The sequence below is a fragment of the Mucilaginibacter sp. genome, assembly GCF_028288105.1.
Lineage (GTDB): Bacteria > Bacteroidota > Bacteroidia > Sphingobacteriales > Sphingobacteriaceae > Mucilaginibacter.
Genome location: NZ_JAQBOI010000028.1, coordinates 1 through 14,021, shown reverse-complemented (window position 1 = coordinate 14,021; position 14,021 = coordinate 1). Strand labels below are relative to the sequence as shown.

General features: G+C 41.4%; 13 protein-coding genes. 3 read left to right on the top strand and 10 right to left on the bottom strand.

Annotated elements, in window-relative coordinates; translation table 11 throughout:
* From JWQ85_RS01640 to JWQ85_RS01630, 3 genes are all read left to right on the top strand, one after another.
* On the top strand, window positions 1–252 hold a 252-nt coding region (locus JWQ85_RS01640; protein ID WP_299462939.1), incomplete at its 5' end, for a DUF2490 domain-containing protein.
* A gap of 44 nt (window positions 253–296) precedes the next feature.
* Complete coding sequence (locus JWQ85_RS01635) at window positions 297–1,217, top strand: DUF58 domain-containing protein (RefSeq protein ID WP_299462936.1); 921 nt, start codon at window positions 297–299, stop codon at window positions 1,215–1,217.
* A gap of 179 nt (window positions 1,218–1,396) precedes the next feature.
* A complete protein-coding gene (locus tag JWQ85_RS01630; RefSeq protein WP_299462933.1) occupies window positions 1,397–2,866 on the top strand; it encodes a glycosidase in 1,470 nt (489 codons plus the stop codon).
* 298 nt (window positions 2,867–3,164) lie between these two features.
* Here JWQ85_RS01630 and JWQ85_RS01625 read toward each other — a convergent pair whose 3' ends face one another.
* The 10 genes from JWQ85_RS01625 to JWQ85_RS01580 form a co-directional block, all read right to left on the bottom strand.
* Window positions 3,165–4,172 carry a glycosyltransferase family 4 protein gene (locus JWQ85_RS01625; protein WP_299462930.1) on the bottom strand — a complete coding sequence of 336 codons (1,008 nt, stop codon included), beginning with the start codon at window positions 4,170–4,172 and terminating at the stop codon, window positions 3,165–3,167.
* A complete protein-coding gene (locus tag JWQ85_RS01620) occupies window positions 4,172–6,448 on the bottom strand; it encodes a glycosyltransferase family 4 protein (protein ID WP_299462927.1) in 2,277 nt (758 codons plus the stop codon). The genes JWQ85_RS01625 and JWQ85_RS01620 overlap by 1 nt, the downstream gene beginning before the upstream one ends.
* 251 nt (window positions 6,449–6,699) lie before the next feature.
* On the bottom strand, window positions 6,700–7,899 hold the full coding sequence (locus JWQ85_RS01615) for an aspartate aminotransferase family protein (RefSeq protein WP_299462924.1): 1,200 nt from the start codon (window positions 7,897–7,899) through the stop codon (window positions 6,700–6,702).
* A 210-nt stretch (window positions 7,900–8,109) separates the two neighbouring features.
* On the bottom strand, window positions 8,110–8,637 hold the full coding sequence (locus tag JWQ85_RS01610; protein WP_299462921.1) for a hypothetical protein: 528 nt from the start codon (window positions 8,635–8,637) through the stop codon (window positions 8,110–8,112).
* Between the two features lies 1 nt (window position 8,638).
* Window positions 8,639–9,460: a hypothetical protein gene (locus JWQ85_RS01605; RefSeq protein ID WP_299462918.1), complete on the bottom strand. Its 822-nt coding sequence runs from the start codon at window positions 9,458–9,460 to the stop codon at window positions 8,639–8,641.
* 62 nt (window positions 9,461–9,522) lie between these two features.
* The gene (locus tag JWQ85_RS01600; protein WP_299462915.1) at window positions 9,523–10,077 is read right to left on the bottom strand and encodes a sigma-70 family RNA polymerase sigma factor; all 555 of its coding nucleotides are present in this window, start codon (window positions 10,075–10,077) and stop codon (window positions 9,523–9,525) included.
* A 63-nt stretch (window positions 10,078–10,140) separates the two neighbouring features.
* Entirely contained in the window at window positions 10,141–10,602 is a 462-nt protein-coding gene (gene bcp / locus JWQ85_RS01595; RefSeq protein ID WP_299462912.1) for a thioredoxin-dependent thiol peroxidase, read from the bottom strand.
* A 2-nt stretch (window positions 10,603–10,604) separates the two neighbouring features.
* On the bottom strand, window positions 10,605–12,338 hold the full coding sequence (locus JWQ85_RS01590) for a M23 family metallopeptidase (RefSeq protein ID WP_299462909.1): 1,734 nt from the start codon (window positions 12,336–12,338) through the stop codon (window positions 10,605–10,607).
* Between the two features lie 158 nt (window positions 12,339–12,496).
* Window positions 12,497–13,108: a fumarylacetoacetate hydrolase family protein gene (locus JWQ85_RS01585; protein ID WP_299462906.1), complete on the bottom strand. Its 612-nt coding sequence runs from the start codon at window positions 13,106–13,108 to the stop codon at window positions 12,497–12,499.
* Between the two features lie 134 nt (window positions 13,109–13,242).
* A complete protein-coding gene (locus JWQ85_RS01580) occupies window positions 13,243–13,749 on the bottom strand; it encodes a T9SS type A sorting domain-containing protein (RefSeq protein WP_299462903.1) in 507 nt (168 codons plus the stop codon).
* Window positions 13,750–14,021: the final 272 nt, after the last annotated feature.

Below are 14,021 nucleotides of genomic sequence, written 5' to 3'. Positions count from 1 at the left end.
CCGTTTAAAAAAACAGAGGTGTTTACCAGAGGCCCATTCCTGGGTTTACAGAACGAGATCTTCGCTAACGTGCAAAACAACCATAAGGTTAATAATCACTTCTTTGACCAAAACCGTGCTTACGTGGCCGTAGGGTACCGGCTGCATAAAAAAGCCGATATTGAAATTGGTTATCTTAACCAGTTTGTGCAGCAGGTATCCAGCAGTTACTTCAACCATGTTTTACAGGCGGCAATATATACCCGGTTTTAAAATAAGCGCAGTAAATAAGCGTTAAACTTTACTAACTTGGCATTATGCCCACATTAAGTAACGACCAACATATACGGCAACTGGCCAACCTGGAACTGCTTGCCAGGCAGGTGGTAGAGGGCTTTATAACAGGTTTGCATCAAAGTCCGTTTCATGGGTTTTCGGTAGAGTTTGCCGAGCACAGGCTTTATAATAATGGCGAGTCTGTAAAAAATATCGACTGGAAACTGTTTGCCCGTACCGATAAGCTTTTTGTAAAACAGTTTGAGGAAGAAACCAATCTGCGTTGCTTTTTACTGTTGGATACTTCGTCAAGTATGAATTTCCCTGAAGAGGGTATTAATAAGCTGCAATTCTCGGTTTACGCGATAGCTTCGCTTATGTACCTGTTCAAAAAACAGAGGGATGCTTTTGGGCTTTGCCTGTTTTCTGATAAAATGGATTGGATGAGCCCCGCACGTTCAACATCAACCCACCTGTTCCGTTTATATGCCGAGCTGGAAAAGGCTTACGATAACCCAAAGCAAAACACAGCAACCAATATTACGCAGGTGCTGCACCATGTTGCCGCAGAAATACATCAGCGGTCTATGGTGATAATCTTTAGCGACATGCTGGAAAATAGCCTCAACCCCGAGAAAACACAGCAGCTTTTCGCGGCCATCCAACATTTAAAGTATAAAAAGCACGAGGTGATCATTTTCAATGTTACCAGCAAACAAAAAGAGATAGACTTTAACTTTGATAACCGCCCGCACCATTTTGTGGACATAGAAACGGGAAGTGAAGTACGCGTACATCCTAATAAAATTCGCGACAGCTATCAGTTTGCATTAAAAAATTACCGCCACCAATTAGAGCTGAAGTGTGCCCAGCACCACATTCAACTGGTTGATGCCGATATTGAGCAGGGTTATAACGAGATATTGAAAACCTATCTCATCAAAAGAAACAGCATGATTTAAACCTTAGTGCATATCGCGGTCTAAAATTTGTGCGTCCTTTTAGAATAATCAGCAAAAATTAAATTTTAAATGGTTATTTGAGTAGTTAACTGTAATATTTACAGTATATAATAAGGTTTGTGAAATTGTTCAAATCAATTTAGCAAGCATGGTGTTATTGATTAAATGTATTTTTTAGTATGAGACTTTCTATAGAACGAAAACCAATAAGAGTAAATCCCGATCCTAAACGTGTAATTGCAAGATTTTTTTTTAATGGTAATGACCGGGCTAAAGAAGTTTTACAACGTGTAATGGGCATTACAGAAGAAACCGCCTTTGGCATAGTATCGCCATTACTGCAGGAGTACTCTAAACGTCACCGTAATATTACCCGCGTGCTTAACCGCCATTGCAGCAAACTTAAGCCGCTTTTTACCGAACTGGGTATTGATTTTGATACACTTACCGTGTATCGCAAATTGCTGATAGGATCATACTTTACGCATGAATATTCAATTGAATCGGCGGCGTTCTTTAACCCCTCTATAGTGGAAGACCCGGACCAAACCGAAATGGAAGACGGGCAAAGGCGGGTTATTATCAGCTTTAGGGCAGTGGGCGAGGGGCATATCTCCTCTATCACATTTCGCAGGGCGATGATTGATAAAGAGAACAAAATTACCGTTTTACCCGCAGGTAGCTATATTGATGAAGCCGAAATTGTACGTAACGCGGTTTATAATAAAAAGCTGTTCCTTGAAAAAGCCGCCATTACCCAAATAAATATCAGCGTATTACACGAATTAGAAGATAAGCTGGACCATCATTTTGAATACTCTAACCTGCGCCGTATTATATTGGATTCGCAGAAACTGCAGGAGGACGATATGATGCGGCTGGAGTATGATAAAGTACTTTGGCTGGCCGATTCGTACTATGAGATAGTTTTTTCGTTAGATACAGATATATCCGACAGGGTAATTTTTCCGATATCTGAATATGAGCGCAAGGGTATTGAAGATGCCCGCTTTGTACAGTTTTTAAATGACGATGGTACATCTGTTTACTACGCCACCTACACCGCTTATGATGGGTCATTGATTATGCCTAAGCTGCTACAAACAAACGATTTTTATAACTTCAAGATAATGCCTTTGTATGGTGCCGGAGCACAAAATAAGAACCTGGCGCTGTTCCCACGTAAAATAAATGGTAAGTATGCAATGATATCCCGTATTGATGGCTGCAATAATTACATCATGTACTCGGATAAGATAAACATATGGGAGAAGCCTGTATTGTTGCAAGAGCCTAAATTTACCTGGGAATTTGTACAAATAGGTAACTGCGGCTCGCCAATTGAAACAAAAGATGGCTGGATAGTTATCACCCATGGCGTTGGCCCTATGCGCCGCTATGTGTTGGGTGCAAGCTTGTTAAAGCTTGATGACCCTGCTGTTGAGATAGGCCGGTTGAGAGAACCGTTATTGGTGCCAAATAGCGATGAACGTGAGGGTTACGTACCTAATGTACTGTATTCATGCGGATCGATGGTGCATAATAACAAACTGATCATTCCCTATGGTATCTCAGATTCATCCACCTCATTTGCTGAGGTTGATTTGGATGAGCTGTTAGCAAAGTTTAAAGAAGACGGGATGGATTAAAGGAGGTTAAATGGAATGCGGTGTAGCGGCATAACGTGCTTGTCATTCTGAGCGAGAACGAAGAATCTATTCATGTTCATAGCAAGGCGATTAGATGTTTCAACTACGTTCAGAATGACAAGTTTTTTATGGGCGTTGCCTGCGGCCCGGGCTTTGCACTCATACTGCACAGGCATTAACCACAGGCCGGTATCCGCTTCAATCCCTAACGCAGAATATAATCTTAATGCTCCGTAGGAGCAACAGGTCGGTAGCTATGAAATGAAACAAAATTGCGTGCCGTAGGTACGTAAGGTAGCTAATCGCCCAATATCCGCTTATACAACCCCAAATAATCAGCGGCCATTTTCTCTTTAGAAAATTGGGAATTTGCCCATTCGCGGCAATACTTGCGATCGATAGAACCAAGCTGAGTTATCATATCTACAGCTTCATCAACAGTATCCACTAAAAAACCTGTCTTTTCATGCTGTATCAATTCCGGCATCGAGCCTTTATTGAAAGCGATAACCGGGGTTCCGCATAGCATAGCTTCGGCAACACTCATGCCGAAGGGCTCGGCAAAGTTAATGGGATGGAGCAAGGCAAGGGCGTTGCCCAAAAGCTCGTTACGTTTATCAGGACCGGCCGGGCCAATGTATTGGATCTGCTCGTTCAGTTGCGGTTCCACCTTCTCCTTAAAATAATTCTCGTCTTGAATTATACCCGCTATAAATAATTTCTTTTTGGCTTTTTTGGCTATCTCCATGGCTTCCACAGGGCCTTTATCATGGTGAATGCGACCGAAATATAGCAGGTAATCCTTTGGCTGTTCGGTAAACTTAAAGTCTTTGGTATCTAATCCGTTATAAACAGTAGCCATATATTCTAATTCCGGGCTGCGGTCGGCATTACTGATAGATACGTAATGCCCGCGCGAATTATATTTTTTATAAACCGGGATAATGCGCGGCGATGAAAAACCATGTATAGTGGTTATCATCGGCGTATTGATCAACCCTGTATAAGTAAGCGGCAAAAAATCGAAATTGTTATGGATAATATCAAATTCGCTTGCCCTTTCCATCAGGTTACAAATGTGCAGGCACTCCAGCACTTTTGCATCCTGTGAGTGGTCTTCTTCATAACCTTTTTCACAAATAGATACAAGCTTACCTGCTGTGATAGAATCGCCTGTGGCAAAAAGGGTTACATCTACACCAAGCTTTATCAGTCCTTCAGCAATATTTGAGGCTACTTGTTCCCATGGGCCGTAGTGCCTGGGCGGTGTGCGCCAGGCAACGGGGGCTAAAATCGCAGCTTTCATTAACACATATTTACTTGTTGGTTCAGCTTATTATACTCGTATTCAAGCTCAAAAGCTTTTAATACGGTAAGGTGAGATATAAGGTAAGCCAATGTGCTTTCTGCGCCCTGGTTACGGTTAATACCTGTTGGCAATAAACCATCGCAACAGCCTTTTGTTTCGTAGTCATACAATGGCGCACGCAACGTGTTTTCGCCCAGGAACCATTTATAACTCAAAAACATTTTCTCGATATATTGCGGTTTGTGGAAGATCTTGTAAGCCTGGAAATGCATCAGCACCATAGCCATAGTTTCAATAGCCTGCTGGTCAAACGCGGGAAATTTACCACCGCGATAGTACCAGCCATCGTTACCTACCGGGCTTAAATAGCCGTTAGATAGAGTAAGCTTATCTAAAAACGCCATGGTTTTTAAAGCTATATTCTTTGCTTTTTGATTGCCGGTTATTTCGCACGAGTGTAATAAAGCCAACGGAAGGATAGCATTATCATAGGTCATGCTTTCTTCAAACCATTCCCAATCATCAGACCGGGTAGTTTCATAAGCATCTATCAAAGGTTGGGTTAAGCGTATCAACTCGGCAAGCATGCCTTCATCAGTAGGGTAGGCTTGTAGGTATAAGCTAATGCCAATAATAGTATTGGCCTGCCCCCTAATATATTTTAGAGCTTTAAAGTGCGGGTACGATTTATGAAATATTTCCATCGCGAACTCGCGGTATGAGTTACTTGCGGCGCAGCTTATCAGGTGGCCCAATGCCCAAATTGTACGGCCAAAGGAATCTTCAGAACCTACCTCATCCAGGTATTGACGGCTAAAGCTTAAGAAATTACGGAAATTTCCATCATCCGTTTGCATATAGTGGATGTAACTAAGATATATTGGCATCAGCTTAAAGGCGTCGTTGCTTTTACTGCGCTGGTAAGCCATTAGCGCCATAATTAAGGCACGGGAATTATCATCAAGGCAGTAACCTTCTTTTAAATTGGGGATACCATACTTTGCATGTTGCACAATACCGGTATCATCAGTTAAGCGCAAAACATGCGTTAGGCTAAATTGGGGTAATATCTCGGGGTCAACAATGCTGTTCTTTAATATTTTATCGCTGAAATCGTGCGTTGCGGCGGCTTCCTGCGCAATCTTTATATACTCGGCACCTGTTGCAGGCCAGCGTAAATGCAAACCATATTCGTAAGCATTTTCTTTAAGCTCGTTAAGCACGTTTTCATCATCCAACAACTCGTTAACTGTTTCTGCAAGGTTATCAGCGTTTTTAAAATCAAATAAACGGCCACGCCCATCAGCCAATAATTCGGTAGCGTGCCAGTAAGGGGTTGATACTACCGCGGCACCTGCACCCACAGCGTATGACAATGTACCGCTGGTTATTTGCGCCTCGTTCAAATATGGTGTAACATAAACCTCGGCCGCTGTAAGGTAATTTATCAGCTCGTCCTCGGCTACAAATTTGTTAATGAATGATAAATGTTGCGAAACTTTTAACGATGCGGCCAGGGTTTTTAAATGGTCGCGGTATTCTTCGCCCGAGCTTTTAATAACGCCGGGATGGGTATTACCTAATACCACATACATCACGTCGGGGTGTTTCTCCACTATTTTTGGCAGCGCCTTAACTACTGTTTCTAAACCTTTGTTACGGCTTAGCAAACCAAAGGTTAGCAATACACGGTGGTTTTTAAACTGACTTAAGTTTTTAACCGGGTTAACTTCAGGTGCTTCCAGATCCGGAACGCCATGCTCTATTATCTGGATCTTTTCGGCAGGGATATCATAAATGGTAGTCAAAAATTCTACCGCGCGATTGCTCATTACAATTATTTTTGACGATTGCTCGGCAATTTCGCGAATAATGATACGCTGCACATAGCTGGGATCTTTAAGCACAGTATGCAGGATGGATATCAACGGTTTCTCTAACCGGTTTATTAAAGGCAAAATGTAAATACCGCTTTCGCCGCCATAAATACCAAACTCGTGTTCTAATATAACAGCGTCAACCGAACTTGTATTTATAAAGTTGGCAGCACGTATATAATCTTTTTGATGATCCTGGCGGATAACATATTTAACAGCAGCCGGGTATTCATACTCCTGTACGTTTTCCGAATCGTTAAGTGCAACTACAAACCCACCATCCAAAGGGTCTTTCCTTTCGGGGAAGTTTGCGTTGATAGCGTTCATTAAATTATAATTGAAAGTTGCAATACCGCATTCGCGGGGCGGATAAGTTGATATGTATGCGATTTTCATGTTATATAGCAGAAGTTGTTATCATTTAATATTAGCCGGCTGTCGTAAAATTAAATTTTGAACAGCCCTGACCCGAAAAGTATGCACCTGTGACCTGTAAAACAGTAATTATGCAGTTTGATGGCATAATTTATATGGGCACATACCATTATGCATAAACTATACCAATAAAACGAAAAATAATGCCGTAACTTTCTTTTTACAGTTAAAATATTAATTATAATTAAAATGCAAAGGAGGAGGGAGGTCTGCTAAAACGCCGTATCTTGGTGAAAATCAATGGCATCTGTAATTATTTTACAGGCATTAATGAGCTGTTCATTAGTAATAATGAGCGGAGGGGCTAAGCGCATAGAATTGCTGCAATGCAGGAACCAGTCGGTAATTACACCATTTTCTATACAGCGGTCGATTATTTTTTTGTTCAGTTCGAAGCTTTCAAACTCCAGGGCCAGCATTAAGCCTTTGCCCCTGATCTGTTTAATAGCTGGGTGGGTGAGGTGTTGCCTTATAATTGTTTCTTTACCGGCAACTTGTTCTATCAGGTTTTCATTTAATAAAACCTCTAATGCTGCCAGGCCGGCAGCACAACAAACCGGATGACCGCCAAAGGTGGTAATATGCCCCAGAATTGGATTTTCTTTAAATGCCGACATCACATCCGCCGACGCTACAAAAGCGCCTACAGGCATGCCGCCACCCAGTGCTTTGGCCAGCAGGAGTATATCTGGTACGATATCAAAATGTTCAAAAGCGAATAGTTTCCCGGTTCTGCCAAAAGCGGCCTGTATCTCGTCTAATATTAATAAAGCGCCTACCTGGGTGCAACGTTTACGTAATGCCTGCATGTAGGCAGCATCGGGCACACGAATACCAGCCTCGCCTTGTATGGTTTCGAGAATAACGCAGGCTGTTTGCTCTGTTATCAATTCCAGGTCTGGCAAATTATTAAGGCTGATGAAATTTATACCCGGTAATAATGGGCGATAAGCTTGTTTAAATTCTTCGTTACCCATAACGCTTAAAGCGCCGTGGGTGCTGCCGTGGTAGGAGTTATGAAATGCAACTATCTGCTGCCGGCCCGTAAAACGTTTAGCCAGCTTTAAAGCGCCTTCAACCGCCTCGGCACCCGAGTTGGTAAAGTAAACAGAATTTAATGTTGAGGGTAATATGCTTACCAGTTTCTCGGCAAAGCGCACCTGCGGGGTTTGTACATATTCGCCGTAGACCATCAGGTGCATGTATTTATCAACCTGATCCTTTATAGCGTTAATTACGTACGGGTTGCTGTGGCCAAGGTTGCTTACGCCAATGCCCGATATCAGATCGATATAGGCTTTGCCTTCGCTATTGTACATGTATACGCCTTCTGCGCGTTCAAACTCCAATAATAGGGGAAAATGCGTTGTTTGTGCATTATTATTAAGGAAAAGCTGGCGAAGGGTAAGCATTTTTAATTAGTGAATTATTGATTGAGTGAATTAGTGATTGGAAAACCAAGCATGCAAAAATCAGCAATCTAAGCGATACTTTAAGCATCAATCACTAAATCACTAATTAGACTGAATTAGTGATTGACCAAATAACCAATCATACAAAAAACCACCGATCTAAGCGATACTTCAATCACTAAATCATTAATTCACTAAATCACTAATTAATTAATTCCCCGCACGGACACTGCGTTCGCTGAGTTGTTTGATCAACTCGTCGGTAAATTCGCGTTCGCTTTTATAAAGCTCGCTTACTTTTTCGGGGGGTAATATTTTGAGGAATATATCACGATACTTTTTCCTGATAGTTACCAGTTGGTTATCGTAAGCTATTTCTTTATCTATCTGCTCGGTACCATTAACAGATGCGCTGGAATTGTTTAAGCGTTTTAAAACCCTTACGGCGGTAAGCTCCTGCTGATACTGGGTATAAACCGGCCAAAAACGGCGCGCCTCATTATCGGTAAGTGAAAGTTGCTGGCTTATAAAACGGTTACGTGCTGCTTCAAGCTTTTTGCCTTTATTGGTTTTACCGTTATTGGTACCAACCCTACCGCTACGATTGAGCTGACTGGTTGGTTGGTTAGAGGAAGGCCTTAGGCCACTACGCATATTAGCTACCTGGGCAAATATATCATCGCCTGTGGTACCCAAAATGGTTACTATAAAAAAAATATATCTGAGCAGTCTGTTCATTTTAGTTAATATCAATATAGTCCTGCAGGTCTTGGTCCAGGGCTTCAGTATTGATCTGTGTTTCGTTGTCCATTAACCCTTTTGTATCGTTAGCATCTAAATGCAGCTCAAGATAATCTTTTATCTCATCAGCCGGAACTTCTGATAACTGGGTATGTAAAAAAGTATGTGTATGTGTAACCGGTACCTGTGCTTCCCTTAAAAACGCGCCGGCGCCTATAATTAAAGCCAAACAAGCCGCGGTTGCATATTTAAATGTGTTTGAAGCCCATAACTTGCGTACAATAGTTTTACGCAGTACAACTTCCTGGTTAACGGTTTTATTTAAAATGTCCTTGTTAAGCTTTTCAAAATAATTATCAGGAACGGCAAAGGCAGGGGTATTGGTTTCCAATATCTCCTCTACGGCTATCCTGCTTATTATTTGCTGCTGCAGGTTCTCAAAATAATTTTCGGGAACGGTAAATCCTTTTTCTTCGGTATTTATTGCAGCCTCAAGGTTTACGCGGCTTTGTATATTATTGGTAAGTTGTTCAAAATATCCCTCAGGTACAGTAAACCCTTTTTCTTCGGTAGCCGCAAGGTTCTCTATATTTATTCTGCTTTGAATGTTGGCGTTTAATTCGTCAAAGTAATTTTGTGGCACCATAAATCCCTGTGCCGTATCATCACTTTTTAATTCATTTAATTTAACAAGAGACAATATGCGCTGACCGGCATCTTCAAAATAGCCGGATGGCACTGTAAACGGGTTTTCTTTCGAAAACCGTTTAAGTGACATTTCTTCGTCCGCCCATTCGTTATTCTCCATATCGCTTTTCATACACTGTTATAGATGAATAAAGTTTCAAAAGGTTTAATGCTAATTTAAATATTCTACAGAATTTAATCAGAATTGGTAACGAATGCCTCTATCTTTTTAACAGCCAGGTGAAAAGATGCTTTTAATGCGCCTACACTGGTGCCTAAAACCTCGCTCATCTCCTCGTATTTCATATCGTCAAAATACTTCATGTTAAATACAAGGCGCTGTTTATCGGGCAGGGTAAGTATGGCCTCCTGCAGTTTCTTTTGGATCTGATCGCCGGTAAATTGGTCCGAGCTCGACAGTGTATCGGCCAGTTCAAAGTCAACATCATCCAGCGATACATTGTTCTTTTGCTTTTTCTTGTTCAAAAAAGTGATGCATTCATTGGTGGCAATGCGGTACATCCAGGTGTAAAGTTGTGCATCGTTACGAAAGCCGGGCAGGTTTTTCCATATTTTAATAAATACGTCCTGCACAATATCGTCGGCATCGTCATGGTCAATAACCATACGGCGTACATGCCAGTATATTTTTTGCTGATACTTTTTCAGCAATAGGTTAAAAGCTTCATTGCGGGTCTTTTCGTCCCTAAACTTGCTTAGTATCTCTTCGTCTTCTGCCTGAATGGCCATCTATTAAAATTTATCTTTTAAATAAATATAAAGTGTTTTTGTTTTATAATGTTATAAACACAGTTAATCTAACAGTTCTAACACCTGCTGAGATGAGTTTTTAGTATCCACCTTATCAATCACCTTATCAATAATGCCATCGGTATTAATAATAAAAGTGGTGCGGGCGGTACCCATATATTTTTTACCATACATGTTTTTCTCTACCCAAATGCCGTAGGCTTCAACAATACTGTGGTCGGTATCGGCTATAAGGGTGAAAGGTAATTTGTATTTGGTCTCAAACTTCTTGTGCGATTTTTCATCATCAACACTTACACCAATCACTTCAAAACCCTTGCTCAAAAGCGACTGATAGTTATCCCTGAAATCGCACGACTCGGCAGTGCAGCCCGGGGTATCATCTTTTGGATAAAAGTAAAGGATAACATTTTTGCCTTTAAAATCACTTAACGAAACGCCTTCGCCGTTTTGGTCGTTAGCTGTAAAATCGGGGGCTTTATCGCCCGGTTGTAAGTTTGCCATTTTTACTTATTAAATTCTGCAGTAAATGTTGAAACGTTATTTTTACTATCGCTTACCGACAGTTCAAAAGTATGCTTTCCGGGCGCAATATCGGTATTAAAGGTATAACTTAATACCTTAGTTTTATAATCCCACTCCATCAATACCCATTTACCATCAATTTTGCCTGTATAGCTTTTTATACCCGATAGGTTATCGTGCATACGTAGTTTTATAGCCCTCAAAGCCTGCATATTACTACCGTTTCGAATATTAATGGGGGTGATGACGGGGGCAACTGTATCCAGTTTTATATAATAATCGCCAAAGGCATGTGCCTTAGCCTTTACGTAACCATCTTCATACAAACCGCCAATGCTGCCACTTGCCGTGCCTACAATAACTGCTTTATCGGCGTAAGCACCAAGGCTTATATCGGGTTTTATCCAAAGGTCGTACTCATCATGTATGGGTGTTAGTTTATTGTGGATACGATGTGTTACTGATAATGCTCCCGGTTTTGCAGGCATAGCCGAATAAACGAAATCCAGGTCGTCATATAAATTGCCGGGCATTACGGTCACTTTCACCTTATCGTTAGCAAACTCGCTTTTTTGGTTATAACGAAACAGTTGACCAAGCGGTTTCTCAAGTGTCGAGCTGCTCGCAGCCGAACTTGATTTTACTTTTAATGTTAGGGTTGATGTATTGCCTGCAACATCTTTCACAATGTATTGTACTTCGTGCAGGGCATCGTCATTAAAAGCCATTATGCCCCGATTGATAGATTGCGGGTATAGCGAGATGCGGCTGCCCGGCAATATAAAGCACTTTTGCACCCAACGCCTGCTGCTAATAAACGCCGGATAATCCATATAAGCATTAATGGCATGTGTTTGATCGAACCCGAAACGCTCCACCGCGAAGGTGTACATGGTGATGCCATCCAGCTTTAACTCCAATGAGTAAATGCCGTTGCGATTAGCCGATGCACTGTTCATATCAGACACGGTTATACCAAAACCCGTATTGCCGCTTATATTTAACACCTGTGGTTTTAAAAGGCGGTAATTACCGTTTGCGCCAGTTACCGCTAAAAATTCTTTTGGTGTTTTATCGCTGAAGGGGTTGCCGTTTAAATGATATATGCCAATAGCGGTAATAGCGGGCGGTATATTATCAGGAATGGTTAAACCAAATAATTGCGGGTTAATGGTTTCCTGCGTTAAGGTGTCCCGTAGTTCGAAATGCAAATGAGGGCCCCCGGATGCTCCCTGGTTGCCCGAAATAGCTACCACATCGCCTTTTTGAACTTTGAAGAGGCCAATAGGCACGGCTATATCAGCTTCAAATGTTTGGTTTTTGTACTGATAATCGCGAATGTATTTTTCAACCGCGTCGGTAAAGCCATTAATGTGGCCGTAAACTGATGTAAAACCGTTAGGGTGGGTAATATACAGCGCTTTGCCAAAACCGCCGAATTGTATGCGTACACGAGAAATATACCCGTCATACGCCGCATGCACCGGGAAACCGGTACGCCGATTGGTCCTAAAATCCAGCCCCGAATGGAAATGGCTTGGCCTTAATTCGCCAAATGAACCGGCTGTGGCAGGTGGCAGATCTAAGGGGTAGCGAAACTGGTTTTTGGGATATTGCTTGCTTTGGATAGCCTCCTGGGCGTGGGTAAATGCTGCAGCAAGAAGTAATGCTGTTATACTGAATAATATTTTCCTGCTCACCGTTCGAATCAACATGTTTAATTGTTTATTATTTTCTCGCAAAGACGCTAAGGCGCAATTTTTACTTTTGTCAGTCTGAGCCTGTCGAAGACTTAATCGCTTTGCATAGCGACGAATGGTTCGACAAGTTCACCATGACACCCTAGCGTCTCTGCGTCTTTGCATGAAACGTCTTATTTAACATAAAAATCTAAAAGCTTTTCACCCTCCAAAAATCCTTCCAATCTGTCGCCTACCTGCACTTTGCCCACACCTTCGGGGGTGCCGGTAAAAATAAGGTCGCCTTTTTTTAGGGTGATATATTGGGATACAAAGGCAATGATACGTTCAAACGAAAAAAGAAGGTCTTTGGTGTTGCCTTGCTGGCGGGTTTCGCCGTTAATATCCAGGTTAAAGCCTACGTTGTATAGATCGGCAAATTTAGCCTTCGGTAAAAAATTACTTACCGGGGCCGAATTGTCAAAGGCCTTTGCAAGCTCCCAGGGTAGGCCCTTTTCTTTATGTTTTGATTGGATATCGCGTGCGGTGAAATCCACCCCAAGGGCAATTTCTTCAAAATAGCTTGCCGCGAATTTTTCATTAATATGCTTGCCTTCTTTGCTCACCTTTAATACTATCTCAATTTCGTGGTGTATATCCTGCGAAAATTCGGGGTGGTAAAAAGGTTTGTTGTCCTTAAGCAGGGCAGTGTCCGGTTTCATGAATATCACCGGGATGGTAGGTACCGGGTTATTTAATTCTTTGGCATGCTCGGCATAGTTGCGGCCAATGGCTATTATTTTCATATAGTGAATAGAATAACGCCAAAGCTAAAAATTATATATCCGAAGAAAAGGGAAAAGTTAAATTTAAGAGAGCCCCCCGTAGAGACGCGATACTTCGCGTCTAAATATACTTCGCGTCTTAAAAAGAATATGTGTTAAAGAACCGAGATCCTTTTGTTTACCGATTCGGTACCAACTACTATCCTAACGAAGTAAAAACCGCGTGATAGTTTGTTGCTGATGTTGTAGCTGATGCTTTGATCGCCAAAATCCACCCTTTGCGAAAGCAGGGTAAGTACATTGTTGCCCAAAACATCCATCACATTTACATTGACATATGCGTTGCGGGAAACGGTATATTTAACATTAATTACCTGATCGGTTACCGGGTTTGGAAATACCTGTACGTTGGTTAACAGCTTATCATCCGGCCGGGCAAGGTTTATTTTAGCGGTCGAAACAGCATTTGGCTTTAATGGTGGTAAGGCTAAATGCAAGCCGTTTTTAAGGTATGATGTTTTCGAAGACTTTGTTTTTAGCGTTTTAATATACGATGTATCGCTCTTTTGCGCTATAACCCCTTTCGCAAACGCAAAATTCACCGCTATTGCAAGTGCAATTACGGTAAACCAGGAATTAACAAAAGTAAATTTTCGACCCATATTAAAATATTCTTTGCAAAAGTATAAATAATGCGCTCACCAATTGATATAGTTATGAATTTATTAAATAGTTTTAACAAATTTTAACAAAATACGTTTTTATTAGTTTATTATCTGACTTATACGATTCATTATAGTTTAAGTTGTAAATGGATTTTTTTAATAGTTTTGTATCCTTTTTAAAATAGAGTGTCAAATCATAAAGATCTGCAGAAACTATCAGCCTCCGGGCTGCTTATTAGTTTAGGAATAATATACGGTGATATAGGTAC

Coding starts and splice junctions, on each gene's coding strand:
- JWQ85_RS01635 (WP_299462936.1), top strand. CDS start 297: ATGCCCACATTAAGTAACGACCAACATATACGGCAACTGGCCAACCTG.
- JWQ85_RS01630 (WP_299462933.1), top strand. CDS start 1,397: ATGAGACTTTCTATAGAACGAAAACCAATAAGAGTAAATCCCGATCCT.
- JWQ85_RS01625 (WP_299462930.1), bottom strand. CDS start 4,172: ATGAAAGCTGCGATTTTAGCCCCCGTTGCCTGGCGCACACCGCCCAGG.
- JWQ85_RS01620 (WP_299462927.1), bottom strand. CDS start 6,448: ATGAAAATCGCATACATATCAACTTATCCGCCCCGCGAATGCGGTATT.
- JWQ85_RS01615 (WP_299462924.1), bottom strand. CDS start 7,899: ATGCTTACCCTTCGCCAGCTTTTCCTTAATAATAATGCACAAACAACG.
- JWQ85_RS01610 (WP_299462921.1), bottom strand. CDS start 8,637: ATGAACAGACTGCTCAGATATATTTTTTTTATAGTAACCATTTTGGGT.
- JWQ85_RS01605 (WP_299462918.1), bottom strand. CDS start 9,460: ATGAAAAGCGATATGGAGAATAACGAATGGGCGGACGAAGAAATGTCA.
- JWQ85_RS01600 (WP_299462915.1), bottom strand. CDS start 10,077: ATGGCCATTCAGGCAGAAGACGAAGAGATACTAAGCAAGTTTAGGGAC.
- bcp (WP_299462912.1), bottom strand. CDS start 10,602: ATGGCAAACTTACAACCGGGCGATAAAGCCCCCGATTTTACAGCTAAC.
- JWQ85_RS01590 (WP_299462909.1), bottom strand. CDS start 12,338: ATGTTGATTCGAACGGTGAGCAGGAAAATATTATTCAGTATAACAGCA.
- JWQ85_RS01585 (WP_299462906.1), bottom strand. CDS start 13,108: ATGAAAATAATAGCCATTGGCCGCAACTATGCCGAGCATGCCAAAGAA.
- JWQ85_RS01580 (WP_299462903.1), bottom strand. CDS start 13,749: ATGGGTCGAAAATTTACTTTTGTTAATTCCTGGTTTACCGTAATTGCA.